Source organism: Gillisia sp. CAL575, assembly GCF_000403785.1.
In the GTDB taxonomy this organism is placed as follows: domain Bacteria; phylum Bacteroidota; class Bacteroidia; order Flavobacteriales; family Flavobacteriaceae; genus Gillisia.
Map to the genome: position 1 here is coordinate 1 of NZ_APHJ01000050.1, position 17591 is coordinate 17591.

General features: G+C 34.4%; 18 protein-coding genes and 1 tRNA gene. 8 read left to right on the forward strand and 11 right to left on the reverse strand.

Going from position 1 to position 17591, the window contains the following annotated elements:
- Nucleotides 1-2: 2 nt before the first annotated feature.
- A tRNA-Lys gene (locus tag I130_RS14570) sits at nucleotides 3-75 on the reverse strand.
- A gap of 121 nt (nucleotides 76-196) precedes the next feature.
- Between I130_RS14570 and I130_RS14575 the strand changes: the two genes are divergently transcribed.
- Nucleotides 197-718: a shikimate kinase gene (locus I130_RS14575; protein WP_034924894.1), complete on the forward strand. Its 522-nt coding sequence runs from the start codon at nucleotides 197-199 to the stop codon at nucleotides 716-718.
- On the opposite strand, the gene I130_RS14580 is transcribed toward I130_RS14575, so the two are convergent.
- Genes I130_RS14580 through I130_RS14590 form a run of 3 tightly spaced genes read right to left on the reverse strand, consistent with a single transcriptional unit; the run spans nucleotide 710 to nucleotide 2214 of the window.
- Entirely contained in the window at nucleotides 710-1210 is a 501-nt protein-coding gene (locus tag I130_RS14580) for a phosphoribosyltransferase family protein (RefSeq protein ID WP_034924897.1), read from the reverse strand. The two genes, I130_RS14575 and I130_RS14580, sit on opposite strands and share 9 nt — an antisense overlap.
- Before the next feature lie 3 nt (nucleotides 1211-1213).
- Nucleotides 1214-1798 carry a methyltransferase domain-containing protein gene (locus I130_RS14585; protein ID WP_034924899.1) on the reverse strand — a complete coding sequence of 195 codons (585 nt, stop codon included), beginning with the start codon at nucleotides 1796-1798 and terminating at the stop codon, nucleotides 1214-1216.
- On the reverse strand, nucleotides 1795-2214 hold the full coding sequence (locus I130_RS14590; protein WP_034924901.1) for an RNA-binding S4 domain-containing protein: 420 nt from the start codon (nucleotides 2212-2214) through the stop codon (nucleotides 1795-1797). Before I130_RS14590 ends, I130_RS14585 begins: the two co-directional genes overlap by 4 nt.
- A gap of 75 nt (nucleotides 2215-2289) precedes the next feature.
- Between I130_RS14590 and I130_RS14595 the strand changes: the two genes are divergently transcribed.
- Nucleotides 2290-3240 carry an FKBP-type peptidyl-prolyl cis-trans isomerase gene (locus tag I130_RS14595; RefSeq protein WP_232224166.1) on the forward strand — a complete coding sequence of 317 codons (951 nt, stop codon included), beginning with the start codon at nucleotides 2290-2292 and terminating at the stop codon, nucleotides 3238-3240.
- 65 nt (nucleotides 3241-3305) lie between these two features.
- Here I130_RS14595 and I130_RS14600 read toward each other — a convergent pair whose 3' ends face one another.
- The 3 genes from I130_RS14600 to I130_RS14610 form a co-directional block, all read right to left on the reverse strand.
- Nucleotides 3306-3902, reverse strand: a complete 597-nt coding sequence (locus I130_RS14600) for an outer membrane beta-barrel protein (RefSeq protein WP_034924907.1) — start codon at nucleotides 3900-3902, stop codon at nucleotides 3306-3308.
- A gap of 122 nt (nucleotides 3903-4024) precedes the next feature.
- A complete protein-coding gene (locus I130_RS14605) occupies nucleotides 4025-4978 on the reverse strand; it encodes a transketolase family protein (RefSeq protein ID WP_034924909.1) in 954 nt (317 codons plus the stop codon).
- Nucleotides 4979-5018: 40 nt separating this feature from the next.
- A complete protein-coding gene (locus I130_RS14610) occupies nucleotides 5019-5864 on the reverse strand; it encodes a transketolase (RefSeq protein ID WP_034924912.1) in 846 nt (281 codons plus the stop codon).
- 174 nt (nucleotides 5865-6038) lie between these two features.
- Here I130_RS14610 and tgt point away from each other — a divergent pair, with 174 nt between their 5' ends.
- The 6 genes from tgt to I130_RS14640 all read left to right on the forward strand — a co-directional run bounded on the left by tgt (nucleotide 6039) and on the right by I130_RS14640 (nucleotide 13264).
- Nucleotides 6039-7169: a tRNA guanosine(34) transglycosylase Tgt gene (gene tgt, locus I130_RS14615; RefSeq protein ID WP_034924915.1), complete on the forward strand. Its 1131-nt coding sequence runs from the start codon at nucleotides 6039-6041 to the stop codon at nucleotides 7167-7169.
- A gap of 1 nt (nucleotide 7170) precedes the next feature.
- Nucleotides 7171-8247, forward strand: coding sequence for an LptF/LptG family permease (locus I130_RS14620; protein WP_034924918.1), 1077 nt, complete (start codon nucleotides 7171-7173; stop codon nucleotides 8245-8247).
- Entirely contained in the window at nucleotides 8234-9145 is a 912-nt protein-coding gene (locus tag I130_RS14625; protein ID WP_034924920.1) for a DMT family transporter, read from the forward strand. Before I130_RS14620 ends, I130_RS14625 begins: the two co-directional genes overlap by 14 nt.
- Nucleotides 9146-9206: 61 nt before the next feature.
- The gene (locus I130_RS14630) at nucleotides 9207-10160 is read left to right on the forward strand and encodes an acetyl-CoA carboxylase carboxyltransferase subunit alpha (protein ID WP_034924923.1); all 954 of its coding nucleotides are present in this window, start codon (nucleotides 9207-9209) and stop codon (nucleotides 10158-10160) included.
- Between the two features lie 166 nt (nucleotides 10161-10326).
- Nucleotides 10327-11886 (forward strand): replicative DNA helicase, encoded by a 1560-nt coding sequence (dnaB, locus tag I130_RS14635; RefSeq protein ID WP_034924926.1) that lies wholly within the window; start codon nucleotides 10327-10329, stop codon nucleotides 11884-11886.
- Between the two features lie 193 nt (nucleotides 11887-12079).
- On the forward strand, nucleotides 12080-13264 hold the full coding sequence (locus I130_RS14640; RefSeq protein ID WP_034924929.1) for a hypothetical protein: 1185 nt from the start codon (nucleotides 12080-12082) through the stop codon (nucleotides 13262-13264).
- Between the two features lie 345 nt (nucleotides 13265-13609).
- Here I130_RS14640 and rplT read toward each other — a convergent pair whose 3' ends face one another.
- The 4 genes from rplT to thrS all read right to left on the reverse strand — a co-directional run bounded on the left by rplT (nucleotide 13610) and on the right by thrS (nucleotide 16807).
- Complete coding sequence (gene rplT / locus I130_RS14645; protein WP_034924934.1) at nucleotides 13610-13954, reverse strand: 50S ribosomal protein L20; 345 nt, start codon at nucleotides 13952-13954, stop codon at nucleotides 13610-13612.
- A gap of 107 nt (nucleotides 13955-14061) precedes the next feature.
- The gene (gene rpmI, locus I130_RS14650; protein ID WP_034924937.1) at nucleotides 14062-14259 is read right to left on the reverse strand and encodes a 50S ribosomal protein L35; all 198 of its coding nucleotides are present in this window, start codon (nucleotides 14257-14259) and stop codon (nucleotides 14062-14064) included.
- A 27-nt stretch (nucleotides 14260-14286) separates the two neighbouring features.
- Nucleotides 14287-14802: a translation initiation factor IF-3 gene (infC, locus tag I130_RS14655; protein ID WP_083932938.1), complete on the reverse strand. Its 516-nt coding sequence runs from the start codon at nucleotides 14800-14802 to the stop codon at nucleotides 14287-14289.
- Between the two features lie 58 nt (nucleotides 14803-14860).
- Nucleotides 14861-16807 carry a threonine--tRNA ligase gene (thrS, locus tag I130_RS14660; protein ID WP_034924943.1) on the reverse strand — a complete coding sequence of 649 codons (1947 nt, stop codon included), beginning with the start codon at nucleotides 16805-16807 and terminating at the stop codon, nucleotides 14861-14863.
- Between the last annotated feature and the right edge of the window lie 784 nt (nucleotides 16808-17591).

Here is a 17591-nt window from a genome sequence, read left to right on the forward strand (position 1 = left end):
AGTGATCTGGCTGGGGCTCGAACCCAGGACCCTCTCCTTAAAAGGGAGATGCTCTACCAACTGAGCTACCAAATCATGAACTGCGTTGTTTTGCAATTGCGGGTGCAAATATACTATCATTAATTTATTTTTCAAGAGGAATTTGACATAAATTTGTAAATGTTTTAAATTAATTTCTAAACTCCTCTTTTTCAGCATGAAAATATTTCTTTCAGGATATATGGGATCCGGTAAATCTGTGATTTCACAAAAATTGTCATCAAATTTAGCTTATCCACTAATCGACATAGACGATCAAATTTCTCTAATTGAAGAATTAACCATTCCCGAAATTTTTAAATTGAAAGGTGAATTATATTTTAGGAGAATGGAAACTCAGGTGCTAGAAGATGTTCTAGAAGATCCAAATGATCTTATAGTTGCTTTAGGAGGGGGAACACCTTGTTATGGTACTAACTTAGATCTCATTAAGAATTTTCCTGAATCTAAAATGATTTACCTAAAGGCTTCTGTAGATTTTTTGGTAAAAAGATTGTTTAAAGAAAAAGCACAAAGGCCAATGATTAGTCACTTGTCGACCCAAGATGATCTTGAAGATTTTGTTAGGAAGCATTTATTTGAGCGTGGTTATTACTATAACCAATCAGATCTAGTGGTTAATGTAGAAAACCGATCTCCAAGTGAAATTGCTAATGAGATAGCTGAAAAACTAAAATAGCTCTACTTTATCTTTTCCTGTACAAAAATTTACTTTTATTGTTTCATTTAAGGAAGTTGAAAGGGAAATTCCTTTGAAATCTGCTTTTACTGGGTATTTTTTATGGCTTCTATCTACAAGTACAGCTGTTTTAAACTGTTTTAAGGGGACTTCTAAGAAATGCTTAATCCCATAGATCAAAGTTGTTCCAGAGTTAAGCACATCGTCTATCAAAACGATGGATTTATTCTGATAATCTGATGTGTCTAGAGAAGTTTTTACTCCATTTAGTGGATTTTTCTTATCTAATTTCACTTCACATAAGGTTATTTTCAAATCTGAAATTTCCTCCAGAATTGTTTTAAGTCTATTTGCAAAGACGAATCCGCTTTTTGCAATTCCCGCTAAAATCAGTTCTGTTTCGTCTATATTACTTTCGTAGATCTGATAGGCGATACGTTTAATTTTATGCTGAATCTGTTCGTTATTAAGGATCTTATTTGAAGTTGGCATAGATTATTTGTTTTTTTTAAAGATAAAGAACAATTCATTCCCAGATCTTGGAGCGATAGAATTATAACAATTTTCTAATTTTAGAATATTAAAATATGGTTGAAATAAATCCATATATTCTTGTTTGCTTCCTCCAAAAGGAGGGCCAGATTGAGTTAATTCAAAGTTGAAAAATAATCCAACTAATTTCCCATTTGGCTTTAATAGATCTTTCATTTTTTCAGCATATTTTTGCCTAAAATCAATATTTAAGGCACAGAAGAACGTCTGTTCAATAATAAGATCAAATTTCATTTCCAGATCGAAAAAATCTTTTTGCAATAAATTCTCATCAGGAAAGCTTGGTGTTCTATCTTTCAAGTTTTCAAGAGGCTCCTTAGCAATGTCTACTACAAATACATTTTTAAAACCTTGAATATGTAAATATTCAGCTTCATACGAATTTCCTGAGCCGGGAATAAGTATTTTCAAGGATTTATCTTTTAATTGTTCTATATACTCCTTAATAGGGTAGGAGATCCTTCCAATATCCCATTTTGTATTGTTTTCTTTATAACGTGTTGCCCAATAGTTCTTGTCTAGAATCATTTTTTTTGATCTTCTTCTTTGGTTTCTGGTTTAGTTTCTTTTTCCTCCCCTTTTTCTTCAAACCAATCGTCGATATCCCTTCTGTCCTTTTTGGTTGGTCTTCCAACTCCTTTTTTTCTATAATAGTCTTTGGAGTATTTAAGCAACTCCATTTTTTCAAAGGCTTCTTTAGGAGTAATATCATTGATATAAAGTCCAACTAATTTCGCACCCAATCTACTCGTTGGAACATCCAGAATCTCGATTTCATAATTAATTTGATTCTTTCTAATTATAATTTTATCTTGTGGAAATACCTCTCTGGAAGGTTTGACATTAGCTCCTTTAATTTTCACTTTCCCCGTTTTGCATGCGTTGGTAGCTAAACTTCTTGTCTTGAAATATCGCACGCACCATAAAAACTTATCAACTCTCATATTTGCTTCTTAAAACTGTCTAAATCCTAAGCAAAAATACAAGATTATTGTATCTTGCCGCCTTAAATTTACCTAATGATGAGATTAACAAAGTTGTTTATTTTAATGATGTTTTCAAGCATTTCTATAATATCCTGTAAAAGCGATGATGATAATGACACGGAAACGGTTGAAATTAGAGATCGGGGAGAACAAGCTATAGAAGATGATGAAGCTTTAATAGCTTATTTACAAACACACTTCTATAATGAAGAAGATTTTCAAAACCCAGCAGAGGGTTTTGATTATAAAATAAAATTTGATTCTATTGAGGGGGCTAATGAAGACAGAACGCCTCTTATAGATTCAGATTTACTATCCACAAAGGTTGTAACTCGTAATGAAGTTGATTATACAATTTATATTCTAAAAATAAGAGAAGGATTTGGAGATCATCCTACTTTTGCAGATTCTACTTTTCAAAATTATAAAGGCGAGTTGTTGAATGAATTTTCTTTTGATAATACCGTTAACCCTGTTTGGTTCGATCATCCAGGAATTGGAGCTGATACTAATCCAGGAATCGCAGTTGTAGCTTTAACAGAAGCACTTGTAGAGTTTGGAGGAGCTTCAAATTTTGAGGTGAATGATGATAATACAATAAAATTTACCGATGATTTTGGAGTAGGAGCAGTGTTCTTGCCATCAGGTTTGGCATATTTCAATAATCCAACTTCAAACATTCCAGCCTATAGTCCACTAATTTTTAGTTTTCAGTTATACAGGGTAAATCAAGCAGATCACGATCAAGATGGAATTCCTTCCTATTTAGAAGATTTGGACAATGATAGAATTGTAGCCAATGATGATTCGGATGAGGATGGTTTTCCCAATTATTATGATGGTGACGATGATGGTGATGGAACCTTAACTAAGAATGAAATAACCGTCAATGCAGATGGTTCAATTATTTTTCCTGATACCAATGGTAATGGAATTCCAAATTATCTTGATGAGGATGATTTTGAAGATGTAAACGAGAATTAAATATTCAACATAAAAAAAAAGCCACGAAAATTTTCGTGGCTTTTTTTTTATGTTGAATTGGCTCCTTAATTAAGAGTGTAAGAAACACTTAAGATCCATTGTGAAGGTCTTGAGTCTATTTTAAAGTTTCGGTCTGTAGCAGCCTCTCCAAAAGCATTATTTTCTTTAAATGCACCTTCATACCTAGCATCAAAACCTAGATTTCCGAATTCTAAGCCCACCCCAAGTTGGTATCCCACAGTAATTTCATTTTCTACATTCGAGATAGAAAGTGGAGTATTTTCCAGCTCATTTTTTAAGACATATTGAAAAGATGGTCCAGCTTTAATATTTAAAGGGCCTAAGACATTTATACCTACTAAAACTGGTGCATCAATTTTAGTTAAATTATAATCAAATTGACCGTAATCTGTATTTAGTCTAGTGTAAACTACTTCAGGTTGTAAAAATATTCCAAGAAATTCCAGCTTTGCAAATGCTCCTAAATGATATCCTGTTTTCTCTTTCCCCTCTACTACGGTTGAGGCATCACCTACTACTTGCGTGTAATTCTCATAATCTCCAGTAGCACCATAATTAAGTCCTCCTTTAAGTCCGTAAGTGGCCTGCGCCATAGCAGTCCCGCCAATTAGAATAAATGTAAGTAATATTAATTTTTTCATAAGTTTAGTTTTTTTTATTTTGAATATGGATAACGCAGAAAATATGCAATTTATTTCCTACTAAAAACATTAAACCCTTCAATCACGAGGATTGAAGGGTTTAAATATAAAATGATTAATATTTATTTGCGTTTTAATACTTTTTCTGAAGCCTTAACAATTGCTTCGGCATTCAATCCATATTTCTCCATTAATTGCTCTGGAGTTCCGCTTTCTCCAAAGGTGTCTTTAGTTGCAACAAATTCTTGTGGCGCAGGGAAATGTTCTACTAATGTTCTAGAAACACTTTCTCCTAAACCTCCTAAGAAGTTATGTTCTTCAGCAGTTACAACACATCCAGTCTTTCTAACAGAAGCTAAGATAGCTTCTTCATCTAACGGCTTAATCGTGTGAATATTTATTACTTCAGCACTTATTCCTTTTTCGTTCAGTTGTTCAGCAGCTTGCAAAGCTTCCCAAACCAAATGTCCGGTTGCAATAATTGTAACATCGGTTCCTTCAGTTAAATTAACTGCTTTCCCAATCTCAAATTTTCCGTTTTCAGGCGTGAAATTCGCCACTTTTGGACGACCAAACCTCAAATAAACCGGTCCTTCAAATTCTGCAATTGCTAATGTAGCAGCTTTGGTCTGGTTATAATCACATGTATTAATAACGGTCATGCCAGGAAGCATTTTCATTAAACCTATATCTTCCAAAATTTGGTGGGTAGCCCCATCTTCACCTAAAGTTACTCCTGCGTGGGAAGCACAAATTTTTACATTTTTATCTGAATAAGCAACACTTTGTCTTATTTGATCGTATACTCTTCCTGTTGAGAAATTTGCGAATGTCCCAGTAAAAGGTATTTTTCCTCCAATGGTCATCCCTGCTGCAATTCCAATCATATTGGCTTCAGCAATTCCAATTTGAAAGAAGCGCTCTGGATGATTTTTTTTAAACTCGTCCATTTTTAATGAACCGGTAAGATCTGCACAAAGGGCAACAACATTTTCGTTGCTTTTCCCAAGCTCAGTTAAACCTGCTCCAAAACCAGATCTGGTATCTTTATTTCCTGTATTTGTGTATTTTTTCATTTTTTCTGAATAATATTTCTAAAAGAAATAGCAATTAAAATTAATAGTCTCCAAGAGTTTCAGGGTTTTGAGCTAGTGCATTCTCTAATTGCTCATCATTAGGAGCAACTCCATGCCATTTGTGAGTATGCATCATAAAGTCTACTCCATGACCCATTACTGTAGTCATTAAAATACATACCGGTTTTCCTTTACCGGTTCTGCTTTTTGCTTCATTTAATCCTTCAATAACTTTAGAAATATCATTTCCTTGTTTTACTTCTAGAACATCCCAACCAAAAGCTTCAAATTTAGCTTTAAGATTTCCCATTGGTAACACTTGGTCTGTAGCTCCATCAATTTGCTGTCCGTTTACATCTATAGTAGCAATAAGGTTGTCTATTTTATTACCAGCAGCATACATAATAGCTTCCCAATTCTGCCCTTCTTGTAATTCTCCATCTCCATGTAAGGTATACACTAAATGAGAATCTTTGTTCAGTTTTTTTGCTTCCGCAGCACCTATTGCAACAGATAGACCTTGACCTAGCGAACCAGATGCAATACGAATTCCAGGTAATCCTTCATGAGTTGTTGGATGTCCTTGTAATCTTGAATTAATTAATCTAAAGGTGTTTAGTTCTTCCACAGGGAAAAAACCACTTCTAGCTAAAACGCTATAAAAAACTGGAGAGATATGTCCGTTAGATAAAAAGAAAAGATCTTCTCCAATTCCGTTCATATCAAAATCGCTTTTATAATCCATCACCTCTTGATATAGAGCTGTGAAAAATTCGGCGCAGCCTAAAGAACCTCCAGGGTGACCTGAATTTACTTTGTGAACTTGCCTTAAAATGTCCCGGCGAACCTGGGTAACAAAATTTTCTAATTCTTTAGTGTGTGGCATTGTGTGTTGTGTTGTTTTTTATGAATGCTGCAAAAATAAGTTTTTAAATACGTATGGCAAAGTTAGAAGATACCACTTATCAACGATTTGTATGTAATAGCTAACAATTTTTAAAATCTTGACTCTTTTATATGTGTTTTACTTAAGTATCTTTGCAGCTATTTAAAATATACTATGAAGTTTGACCTTTTAGCTAAAGACCCTCAAAGTAATGCACGTGCGGGAGAAATCACTACAGATCATGGCGTTATTGAGACCCCGATTTTTATGCCCGTCGGAACCGTTGGTTCTGTTAAAGGAGTGCACCAAAGAGAATTAAAAGAAGATATTAATCCAGATATAATTTTAGGGAACACCTATCACTTGTATTTAAGGCCTCAAACCGAGATCTTGAAAAAAGCTGGGGGGCTTCATAAATTTATGAATTGGGATAGAAGCATTCTTACAGATAGTGGTGGATACCAAGTTTATTCCCTTTCAGAAAGAAGAAAGATTAAAGAGAATGGAGTAAAATTTAAATCTCATATAGATGGTTCATATCACATTTTCACTCCAGAAAATGTAATGGAAATTCAGCGTGTTATTGGAGCCGATATTATTATGGCTTTTGATGAATGTACTCCTTATCCTTGCGATTATAAATATGCAAAACGTTCAATGCACATGACGCATAGATGGCTGGATAGATGCATTAGTCATCTGGAGAAAACTCCATTTGAATATGATTACAGTCAAGCATTTTTTCCTATTGTGCAAGGGAGTACTTATAAAGATCTTAGAAAACAATCTGCAGAATATATTGCATCTGTAGGAGCAGAGGGAAATGCAATTGGAGGATTATCTGTAGGGGAACCTGCAGAAGAAATGTATGCAATGACGGAAGTTGTAACAGAAGTGTTGCCTGAAGATAAGCCTAGATACCTGATGGGAGTTGGTACTCCAATTAATATATTGGAAAATATCGCACTGGGAATAGATATGTTTGATTGTGTAATGCCAACCAGAAATGCACGAAACGGGATGTTATTTACAGCCCATGGGACTATTAATATAAAGAATAAAAAATGGCATGACGATTTTTCTCCAATAGATGATATGGCCATCACTTTTGTTGATACCGATTATTCTAAAGCGTATCTAAGACATCTTTTTACAGTAAATGAATTATTGGGCAAGCAAATTGCTACCATTCATAATCTAGGTTTTTACCTTTGGTTGACCCGTGAGGCTAGAAAACATATCTTAGCGGGAGATTTTGCTAGCTGGAAAAATAGAATGGTACAACAAATGAATAAGCGACTTTAAGTTGAAGATATTAGATTGGTACATATTAAAACGCTATTTGGGAACCTTTATCCTAATGCTACTGCTGTTTGTACCTATTGGTATAATCGTAAATCTAGCTGAAAAGATCGATAAGATCTTGGAAAATGAGGTTCCCTTTATAGAGGTTGCCGCTTATTATTTAGATTTTACTATTTATTTCGCGAATTTACTTTTTCCTTTATTCTTATTTCTATCGGTAATATGGTTTACTTCTAAACTTGCCAATAATACAGAGATCATTGCATTTTTAAGTAGTGGTGTTTCTTTTTGGCGCTTTTTAAGACCTTATATGATAGGTGCATCTATAGTATGTGTTGGTGCTTTAGTTATGAGTATGTATTTGGCACCAAATGCTAGTAAGGGATTTAATGAATTTAAATACCAATATCTTAAAAAGGGAGCAGAGGTCAAGGAAACAAGTGATGTTTATAGGCAGATAAATGATAATGAATATATCTTTGCAAGTAATTTTCAGCCCAAGACGCAATCTGCAAGAAATTTTACTTTAGAGCATTTTGAGGGTAATAAATTGACATTTAAACTAAGCGCTTCCAGATTACAATATAATGAAGCCGACAGCACCTACACCCTAAGTAATTTCGATAAGCGAATAATAGGAGAGGAAGGAGATCAAATTTTTCATGAGCAGAATATAGATACTATATTACCATTTGAATTTGATGAATTAACACCTGTTACATATATAGCTGAAACCCTTAATTATAATGAGTTGAATGATTTTATTGATCAGGAAGCTAGACGGGGTTCTGGAAATATGAATAGGTATCTGGTGGTAGCATATAAAAGATGGAGCTTACCGGTTTCAGCATTCATACTTACCATTATTGCCGTAGCCGTTTCTTCAATAAAACGAAGAGGAGGAATGGGAGTTAATTTAGCTTTGGGAATCTCCCTGGCTTTTATTTTTATTTTCTTCGACAAGGTTTTTGGAACATTGGCAGAGCAATCTACTTTTTCGCCCTTAATTGCAGTTTGGTTTCCTAATGTGTCTTTTGGTGTTTTAGCTATCTATTTGTTGTTCAATGCCAAACGATAAACTTAGAAGCTACCTCCATTTTCACGTAATTGTATTTATCTGGGGGTTTACAGCAGTTTTAGGCGCATTAATTTCTTTAGATGCAGTTCCTTTAGTTTGGTACAGAATGTTGATTGCAATTGGGTTTATTTTCTTGTATATCAAATGGAAAAAACGCGATCTAAAGCTTACAAGAAGGAAATTAGTAGTGCTAATAATTGCCGGAATGGTTATAGCCTTACACTGGTTGACATTCTTTGGTGCAATTAAAGTATCTAATGTCTCGATAACTTTAGCTTTACTTTCTACAGGAGCTTTTTTCACCTCTATTCTCGAGCCTATTTTTTATAAACGCAAGTTTGTGGGTTATGAGATCCTTTTTGGATTATTAGTTATTGTAGGTTTATATATAATATTTCAGGTTGAAACAAAGTACACTCTGGGGATAGTCTTAGGCTTAATTTCAGCTTTTTTATCTGCAGTGTTCACCTTAATTAATGGTAAGTTGATAAAGGATACTGCACCTTCAGTAATTTCCTTTTACGAGCTTTTAACAGGAGTAGTCGGCATAAGTATTTATTTGACTATAATGACATTCAGCAGTGGGGGAGATAAAGGATTCAATCTTGCTTTTTTTACTGTTTCTGCTGAAGATTGGTTGTATTTATTAATTCTAGCAACTATATGTACAGCATATGCATTTATTGCAGCAGTAGCTGTAATGAAACATTTAAGTCCCTATACTATAATGCTCACAATCAACTTGGAGCCGATATATGGGATATTTTTAGCGTTTTTAATTTTTGGGAGTAAAGAGCAAATGAATCCTCAATTCTATTATGGAGCCTTGCTAATTCTATCTACCGTTATCCTAAATGGCATTCTTAAAACAAAACGGAAAATTAATAAGATATCTTAGGAATTCTTCCTTTCAAAGTTTGTTATATTTGTAGGCTAATTAAAAAACACAATAACTTAACATGGAATATTTAGATTTTGAATTACCCATTAAAGAGTTAGAGGAACAATACCAAAAGGCTTGTAATATAGGTGCAGAAAGTGAAGTAGATGTAACTGCTACCTGTAAACAAATTGAGAAGAAATTAATAGAGACCAAGAAAGGGATCTATAAGAATCTTACAGCTTGGCAACGTGTTCAACTTTCAAGACATCCTAGTAGACCGTATACTTTAGATTATATAAAAGCAATTTGTGGTGATACCTTTCTTGAACTTCATGGGGATAGAAATGTTAAAGATGATAAAGCCATGATTGGTGGTCTTGGAAAAATAGGAGACCAAAGCTTTATGTTCATAGGTCAGCAGAAGGGTTTTAATACAAAGACGAGACAGTATCGTAATTTTGGAATGGCGAATCCTGAAGGATATCGTAAAGCCTTGCGTTTAATGAAATCTGCAGAAAAGTTTGGTGTTCCAGTTGTAACTTTTATAGATACTCCAGGAGCTTATCCAGGATTGGAGGCAGAAGAAAGAGGACAAGGAGAAGCCATCGCTAGAAACATATTAGAAATGACTCGCCTAAAAGTTCCAATTATAGTGGTAATTATTGGAGAAGGCGCCAGTGGAGGTGCACTTGGAATTGGAGTTGGAGATAAGGTGTTAATGTTGGAAAACACCTGGTATTCTGTAATTTCTCCTGAATCTTGTTCTTCTATTTTATGGAGAAGCTGGGAATACAAGGAAATTGCAGCAGATGCTCTAAAACTTACTGCTATAGATATGAAAAAGCAAAAGTTAATTGACGAAATTATTAAAGAACCACTTGGTGGGGCTCATACTAATAGAGAGGAAACTTTTAATACTGTAAAAAATACAATTTTGACTTCATATGATGAGTTCCGAAACTTATCACCAAAAGAATTGGTGAATAAAAGGATGGATAAATATTCAAATATGGGTGTTTTTAAAGATTAGTTCTTTCTTAGTCATACTTTCAAAAAAATCCGAAGATTTTCTTCGGATTTTTTTGGCCTTATCAACAAAATTATTAAGTTATTAACAGGTAAAATGTTCATTACCTGTGAACTAAGTTGTCCTGCTTTAATTAAGGATATCTTAACAAATTATTTACATTCGTAGTATGGAAAAAGTTACAATCCCCCAGAAACAAAACTATGGCCAAGGCAATGTTGTAAGTCTCGAAAAAGGAAAAATTCCCCCACAAGCAGTTGATTTAGAGGAAGTTGTGTTAGGGGCTATGATGATTGATAAAAAAGGGGTAGATGAAATTATAGATATTCTACACTCTGATGTGTTTTATAAAACAGCCCATAAGTTTATATATGAGGCTATCTATAAACTCTTTGAAAACACAGAGGCGATTGACTTATTAACCGTTTCTAATCAGCTGCGTAAGGATGGAAATTTAGACAAGGTTGGAGGCGAATGGTATTTGATCCAGCTTACTCAAAAAGTGTCTTCTTCTGCCCATATAGAATTTCATGCTCGTATTATTCTTCAAAAATATATTCAGCGAAGTTTAATTAAAATTTCTAACGAAATTATTGAACAATCTTATGATGAAGCAACAGATGTTTTTGATCTATTAGATACTGCGGAATCTAAATTATATGAAGTTACTCAGGGTAATATCAAGAGATCTTCAGAAACTGCGCACAGTTTGGTTATTCAGGCAAAAAATAGAATTCAAGAAATTTCCAATAAAGAAGGATTAAGTGGAGTGCCTTCTGGCTTTGATAAGTTAGATAAACTTACTTCTGGGTGGCAACCGAGTGATTTAATTATTATTGCTGCTCGTCCAGGTATGGGTAAAACGGCTTTAACTTTATCTATGGCTCGAAATATTGCTGTAGGTCATAATCTTCCAGTGGCTTTTTTCTCGCTGGAGATGTCAGCAGTTCAATTAATAACCAGGCTAATTTCTTCAGAAACAGGTTTGTCTTCAGAGAAACTGAGAACAGGAAATTTAGAAACTCATGAATGGGAACAATTAAATGTGAAGGTAAAGGATCTTGAAAAAGCACCTTTATTTATAGATGATACCCCTTCTTTGTCCATTTTTGACCTTAGAGCAAAAGCAAGAAGACTGGCGTCCCAGCATGGTATCAAAATGATCATGATAGATTACCTTCAGTTAATGACAGCAGGAAGTTCTGTAAAAGGAGGGAATAGGGAACAAGAAATATCTACGATTTCTAGGAACTTAAAAGCTTTAGCTAAAGAACTCGCAATTCCTGTAATTGCACTATCCCAACTTTCTCGTGCTGTAGAAACACGTGGAGGAAGTAAAAGACCTTTATTAAGTGATTTAAGGGAATCTGGAGCGATTGAGCAAGATGCCGATATTGTTTCATTTATATACCGTCCAGAGTATTATAAAATTGATGAATGGGATGATGAGGAGCGTTCTCCAACAGCTGGGCAGGGAGAATTCATCGTAGCTAAACACCGTAACGGTGGTTTGGAAAGTATCCGATTGAAGTTTGTTGGGCATCTTGGTAAATTTGATAACTTAGATGACTTTGATTCCCCATTTGGAGAATTTAATTCCAAAATGAATGAGGGTGAAAGCGAAGATCCGTTTGGAGGCGCGAAATTGCCAAGTCCTTCTGCAGATGAAGCCTTTGGTAGCTCTATGAATGATGATTTTAATGATGATGATAACGACGTGCCATTTTAAAGATGTATTAAAGGACTACTTAAATGTAGTTCCCATATTATTTATAGAAATGAAATCTACTTGTTGTGTTGAGAACGTTTTCTATTCCAGCCAATATATTATCCAATTATTACCCAGTATAAAAAAGATATTTTTTATACTGGGTTTATTTTTACTCTCTTTTCAAGGTTACGCTTCGCAGATATTAATCCCAATGGATGCGGAAACTCAAGAGAATCATTTAAAGGCATACGGAATTACATATTTTGCCCTTCAGAAAAATTTAAATGTGCAATGGCTGCTCAACTATAGAGGGGGCTCTTTTCTTATTTCTGATACTGAATATTTAAGAAGGGAATGTAAGATTCGTGGAGTTTCTTTTGAAGTTTTGAGTGATGAAAAGTCTCAATCTATATTAGAAGAAATTCAGAGTCCTTCCAAAAATATGGAAGCAGTTATCCTAGAAAAAGCTCCAAAAATTGCTGTTTACGCACCCACTGGAAATAGACCTTGGGACGATGCTGTAACGATGGTGTTAACTTATGCCGAAATTCCTTACGAAACTATTTATGATGAAGCGGTGTTGGGAGATGCACTTTTATTATATGATTGGCTTCATTTACATCATGAAGATTTCACAGGGCAGTATGGTAAGTTTTATAGAAATTATAGAACCACTCCTTGGTATATTAAAGAAAAAGCAGATGCTGAAGCATTAGCTTCTAAATTAGGATACTCAAAAGTTTCAGAAGAAAAATTAGCTGTCGCTTTAAAGATTAGAGATTATGTAATAGGTGGTGGGTTTATGTTTGCAATGTGCAGCGCTACAGATAGTTTTGACATTACGCTTGCCGCTGAAGGTCTAGATATTGCTGAGCCTATGTTCGATGGTGATCCTAGCGAACCTGGATATCAATCTAAGATCGATTTTGAAAACACATTTGCATTCACAAATTTTATTTTAGAACGAAACCCGATGATCTATGAATTTTCGTCTATAGATATGACTGAAAAGAGGCAAATTGCTATGAATACAGATTATTTCACACTAATGGAGTTTTCTGCTAAATGGGATCCTATTCCTACGATGTTAAACCAGAATCATACCATGTTAGTAAAGGGATTTATGGGACAAACAACGGCATTTAATAGAACTACACTAAAGTCTAATATATTAGTTTTAGCTGAAAATAAATTGAATGAAGAAGCTCGCTATATTCATGGTATTAAAGGCCGTGGTTTTTTTACATTTTATGGGGGGCATGATCCAGAAGATTATCAACACAGAGTAGGAGATCCTAAAACCGAGTTGGAGTTACATCCAACATCGCCAGGTTACAGACTAATTTTAAATAATGTTTTGTTTCCTGCCGCAAAGAAAAAGAAACAGAAAACATAGAGTTTTTTAGCAATTAAGAATCAAATAATTATTTATAAGCTTGTCTCTGTCTATGCTTTTCCCTTCTTTACCAGCCTAATAAATATCTAGGAGTTCGTCAGATAGAGCCTGTTGAAGTTTTCTATCAAAGAAACTCGACTCATAAATACATTCTTTAAGATATATTAAACATTAAAGCAAGTGAGGTTTGTCAGGCTGAGCATTTCGAAACCTAATTTTATATAGATTTAGAGTGCCTGTTTAAAAAATGATTTATTGGTAAGATCATTCATATATGAGAAATAAAAAAACCCACTCTATTAGAGTGGGTTTTTAAATATATAAGAACGTTAATCGTGAAAAATATTATTTTACTTTGTTAACTATAGCTCCAAACGCTTCTGGATGGTTCATCGCTAAATCGGCTAAAACCTTACGGTTTAAATCGATTTTTGCAGATTTCAAACCTCCCATGAACTGTGAATAAGACATCCCGTGCATTCTGGCTCCAGCGTTAATACGCACGATCCAAAGAGAACGGAAATTTCTTTTATTGTTTTTACGGTCTCTGTAAGCATATAACATTGCTTTATCCACCGCGTTTTTTGCTACTGTCCAAACGTTTTTACGACGTCCAAAGTAACCTTTTGCTTGTTTAAGAACCTTTTTTCTTCTGGCTCTCTTGGCAACTGAATTTACTGATCTTGGCATAATTTTAATTGTTTTTGAAGAAGGCGATTCATAAATTAATAATTCTGAATACTTTCATTGCACAACTCCAGGGTTTTTAAATAGTTTAAACCATCAAAAACTTTAACCTACTTTAAACGTAGTTGAGTTTTGATATTTTTCTCATCGGCAGTATGTACTAAAGTACTATGCGTTAGAGCAAGCTTACGTTTTTTAGACTTCTTTGTTAAGATGTGACTTTTAAACGCGTGCTTTCTTTTAATTTTACCTGTACCTGTAAGCTTAAAACGCTTTTTGGCACTGGATTTAGTCTTCATTTTAGGCATGCTCGTGTAATTTTATAATTAACGTTCTTATTTCGTTTTTCTAGGAGAGAGAAACATAGTCATACGTTTTCCTTCCAACTTCGGCATCTGTTCTACTTTTCCGATTTCTTCTAAATCTTGTGCAAGACGTAAAAGTAAAATCTGACCCTGATCTTTAAAAACAATTGATCTTCCTTTAAAAAATACAAAAGCCTTTAATTTAGCTCCGTCCTTTAGGAATTTCTCAGCATTACGCTTTTTGAATTCATAATCATGATCATCGGTTTGTGGACCAAATCGAATTTCTTTAACCACTACTTTACTGGCTTTCGCCTTCAAGACCTTTTCACGTTTCTTTTGTTCATAAAGAAACTTCTTATAGTCCATTACCTTTGCAACTGGTGGTTTTGCATTAGGAGATATTTCCACAAGATCCAAACCTTGCTCTTCAGCAAATTCCATGGCTTTTGAGGTGGGATATACTCCCATTTCGATGTTGTCGCCAACAAGGCGTAACTCTTCTGCTCGGATTTTTCCGTTAATGCGGTGTTGGTCTTCTTTAATTTCTCTAAGCGGTCGCTTCGATCTTTTTCTACGTATTGCTATGGCTGTCTAATTTTAATTATACTTCAAACGCTTTATGCGTTTTTTTGATTTCGTTATTTACTAATTTGGTGAAGTCTTCAATTAGCATTGTACCAATATCGCCTTCCCCATGTCTTCGTACAGAAACTGTACCATCTTTCTCTTCCTGCTCTCCAATAATCAACATATAAGGCACTTTGCTCATTTCAGCATCCCTTATTTTCTTACCAATGGTTTCGCTTCGGTCATCAGACACGGCGCGAATTTCGTCATTTTCAAGCAAATCTAAAACTTTTTGTGAGTATTTTTCATATTTCTCACTGAGAGAGAGTACAATAGCTTGTTCTGGTGTTAACCAAAGAGGAAAATTCCCTCCTGTGTTTTCTAACAGCACCGCTACAAAACGTTCCATACTTCCAAATGGTGCTCTGTGAATCATTACTGGTCTGTGCATTTCATTGTCACTGCCTTTGTATGTCAGTTCAAAACGTTCTGGCAGATTGTAATCTACCTGAATTGTGCCAAGTTGCCAGCTTCTGCCTAAAGCATCCTTCACCATAAAGTCTAGTTTTGGTCCGTAAAACGCTGCTTCGCCAGTCTCAACTACATAATTAAGACCTTTTTCTTTAGCTGCAGAAAGAATAGCATTCTCAGCTTTCTCCCAAACATCATCACTTCCTATATATTTTTCTTTGTTTTCAGGATCCCTTAAGGAAACCTGAGCGGTAAATTCATCAAAACCTAAAGATTCGAATACATATAAGGTAAGGTCTATTACCTTTTTAAATTCAGAATCTAATTGATCTGGAGTACAAAAAATATGGGCATCATCCTGAGTAAAACCTCGTACACGAGTTAAGCCATGTAATTCTCCACTTTGTTCGTATCTATAAACAGTTCCAAATTCAGCAAAACGCTTTGGTAGATCTTTATAACTCCACGGAGCAGAATTATAAATTTCACAGTGATGTGGGCAATTCATAGGTTTTAGTAAAAATTCTTCTCCCTCATTAGGAGTAAGAATCGGCTGAAAGCTATCTGCACCATATTTTTCATAATGACCAGAGGTCACATAAAGTTCTTTTTGACCAATGTGTGGAGTGATGACCATTTCATAACCAGCTTTTTTCTGAGCTGCTTTCAAAAAATTCTCTAAACGCTCTCTTAAAGCCGCACCTTTAGGAAGCCATAATGGCAAACCTTGCCCTACCTTTTGTGAAAATGTGAAAAGTTGTAATTCCTTTCCTAATTTTCTATGATCACGTTTTTTTGCCTCCTCTAATAATTCTAAATATTCCTTAAGGTCTTTTTGCTTCGGAAATGATATTCCGTAAACTCTGGTTAATTGTGGATTTTTTTCATCACCTCTCCAGTAAGCTCCGGCAACACTCATTAATTTTACAGCCTTAATAATTCCGGTATTCGGGATATGTCCGCCACGACATAGATCTGTAAAGCTATCATGGTCACAAAAAGTAATGGTGCCATCTTCTAGATTTTCAATAAGCTCTACTTTAAAAGGATTGTTTTGTTCCTTATAATAAGACAAAGCTTCAGCCTTAGTAGAAGACCTCATGCTAAACTCATGTTTTCCACGAGCTATTTCTAGCATTTTGCCTTCTATCTTCTTAAAATCGTTTTCAGAAATCTTTTGATCACCAAAATCTACATCATAATAAAAACCATTTTCAATAGCTGGTCCTATAGTTAATTTAGATCCTGGATATAATTGCTCAATGGCCTGCGCCATAACGTGAGAAGTAGAATGCCAAAAAGCTTTCTTTCCCTCTTTATCATTCCACGTATATAATATAAGACTGCCATCGGTAGTGAGTGGAGTAGAAGCTTCTACCACAGTATCATTAAATTTTGCAGAAACCACATTCCGTGCAAATCCTTCACTTATACTTTTAGCAACATCCATAGGAGTAGCGCCACTTTCAAATTCCTTAACAGTGCCATCAGGCAAACTTATTTTTATCATATTCATATCTTAAGTCAGCAAAGATAATATGTTAAATGCGGTTGCACAATATACAAGGTCTATATATTCATGAATATTATTTGTGTGTTCCCCCGCTCCAAAATCGGGGTCGGGCTATTCACGTTATCTTTTGGCTTTTTGTGATTGGCGTTATCGTTTATAGGCGATTATAACTTCTCCTTTATATATAGGCATTTGCCAACAATGGCCAAAAGGATGCTGTTTCTAGCCCTAACACTTTTAATAGGTAATTAAATTGTTCTTCATAAAGGGAATAGAATACCTTAAGGATTATACATTACATAGAAACGATTAAGAATATTAATTTTCGCATAATATTATAGGAGTCCAATATAAAGTTTAATAGTGATGAGTATAGGTGTATTGATTAATAACAATATTGTTCATTAAATTTTTACAAAAAAAACATCTTCTTGAATTTAATTTAAAAGTTATACTGATCTGATTTGGAAATGATTAGAAAAATATTGTATTTTAGCACCCCGCTTTTTTTTCGGAACAATAAAAAATAAATTGATTTTTTATTTTTAAAACTTGCGTAGAAACATAAAAGAACTGTATATTTGCACCCGCTAAGGAATGAGCCATAGGGTTAGTGAGATAGCGAAGTTCTTTGATTGACGCGGGATTAGGAGGGTTTTAGAGGTTAAAATTTAACTTAAAAATACTTCAAAATAAGTTTGCGGGATAGAAATTAAAGATGGTATATTTGCAGCCGCGTTTAGCGGTAGTATAAGTTCCTTGATTAGTGAGATTATAATGT

What these genes read in the sequence shown, in the direction of transcription:
- I130_RS14575 (WP_034924894.1), top strand. Translation starts at nt 197, where the DNA reads ATGAAAATATTTCTTTCAGGATATATGGGATCCGGTAAATCTGTGATT.
- I130_RS14580 (WP_034924897.1), bottom strand. Translation starts at nt 1,210, where the DNA reads ATGCCAACTTCAAATAAGATCCTTAATAACGAACAGATTCAGCATAAA.
- I130_RS14585 (WP_034924899.1), bottom strand. Translation starts at nt 1,798, where the DNA reads ATGATTCTAGACAAGAACTATTGGGCAACACGTTATAAAGAAAACAAT.
- I130_RS14590 (WP_034924901.1), bottom strand. Translation starts at nt 2,214, where the DNA reads ATGAGAGTTGATAAGTTTTTATGGTGCGTGCGATATTTCAAGACAAGA.
- I130_RS14595 (WP_232224166.1), top strand. Translation starts at nt 2,290, where the DNA reads ATGATGAGATTAACAAAGTTGTTTATTTTAATGATGTTTTCAAGCATT.
- I130_RS14600 (WP_034924907.1), bottom strand. Translation starts at nt 3,902, where the DNA reads ATGAAAAAATTAATATTACTTACATTTATTCTAATTGGCGGGACTGCT.
- I130_RS14605 (WP_034924909.1), bottom strand. Translation starts at nt 4,978, where the DNA reads ATGAAAAAATACACAAATACAGGAAATAAAGATACCAGATCTGGTTTT.
- I130_RS14610 (WP_034924912.1), bottom strand. Translation starts at nt 5,864, where the DNA reads ATGCCACACACTAAAGAATTAGAAAATTTTGTTACCCAGGTTCGCCGG.
- tgt (WP_034924915.1), top strand. Translation starts at nt 6,039, where the DNA reads ATGAAGTTTGACCTTTTAGCTAAAGACCCTCAAAGTAATGCACGTGCG.
- I130_RS14625 (WP_034924920.1), top strand. Translation starts at nt 8,234, where the DNA reads ATGCCAAACGATAAACTTAGAAGCTACCTCCATTTTCACGTAATTGTA.
- I130_RS14630 (WP_034924923.1), top strand. Translation starts at nt 9,207, where the DNA reads ATGGAATATTTAGATTTTGAATTACCCATTAAAGAGTTAGAGGAACAA.
- dnaB (WP_034924926.1), top strand. Translation starts at nt 10,327, where the DNA reads ATGGAAAAAGTTACAATCCCCCAGAAACAAAACTATGGCCAAGGCAAT.
- I130_RS14640 (WP_034924929.1), top strand. Translation starts at nt 12,080, where the DNA reads ATGGATGCGGAAACTCAAGAGAATCATTTAAAGGCATACGGAATTACA.
- rplT (WP_034924934.1), bottom strand. Translation starts at nt 13,954, where the DNA reads ATGCCAAGATCAGTAAATTCAGTTGCCAAGAGAGCCAGAAGAAAAAAG.
- rpmI (WP_034924937.1), bottom strand. Translation starts at nt 14,259, where the DNA reads ATGCCTAAAATGAAGACTAAATCCAGTGCCAAAAAGCGTTTTAAGCTT.
- thrS (WP_034924943.1), bottom strand. Translation starts at nt 16,807, where the DNA reads ATGATAAAAATAAGTTTGCCTGATGGCACTGTTAAGGAATTTGAAAGT.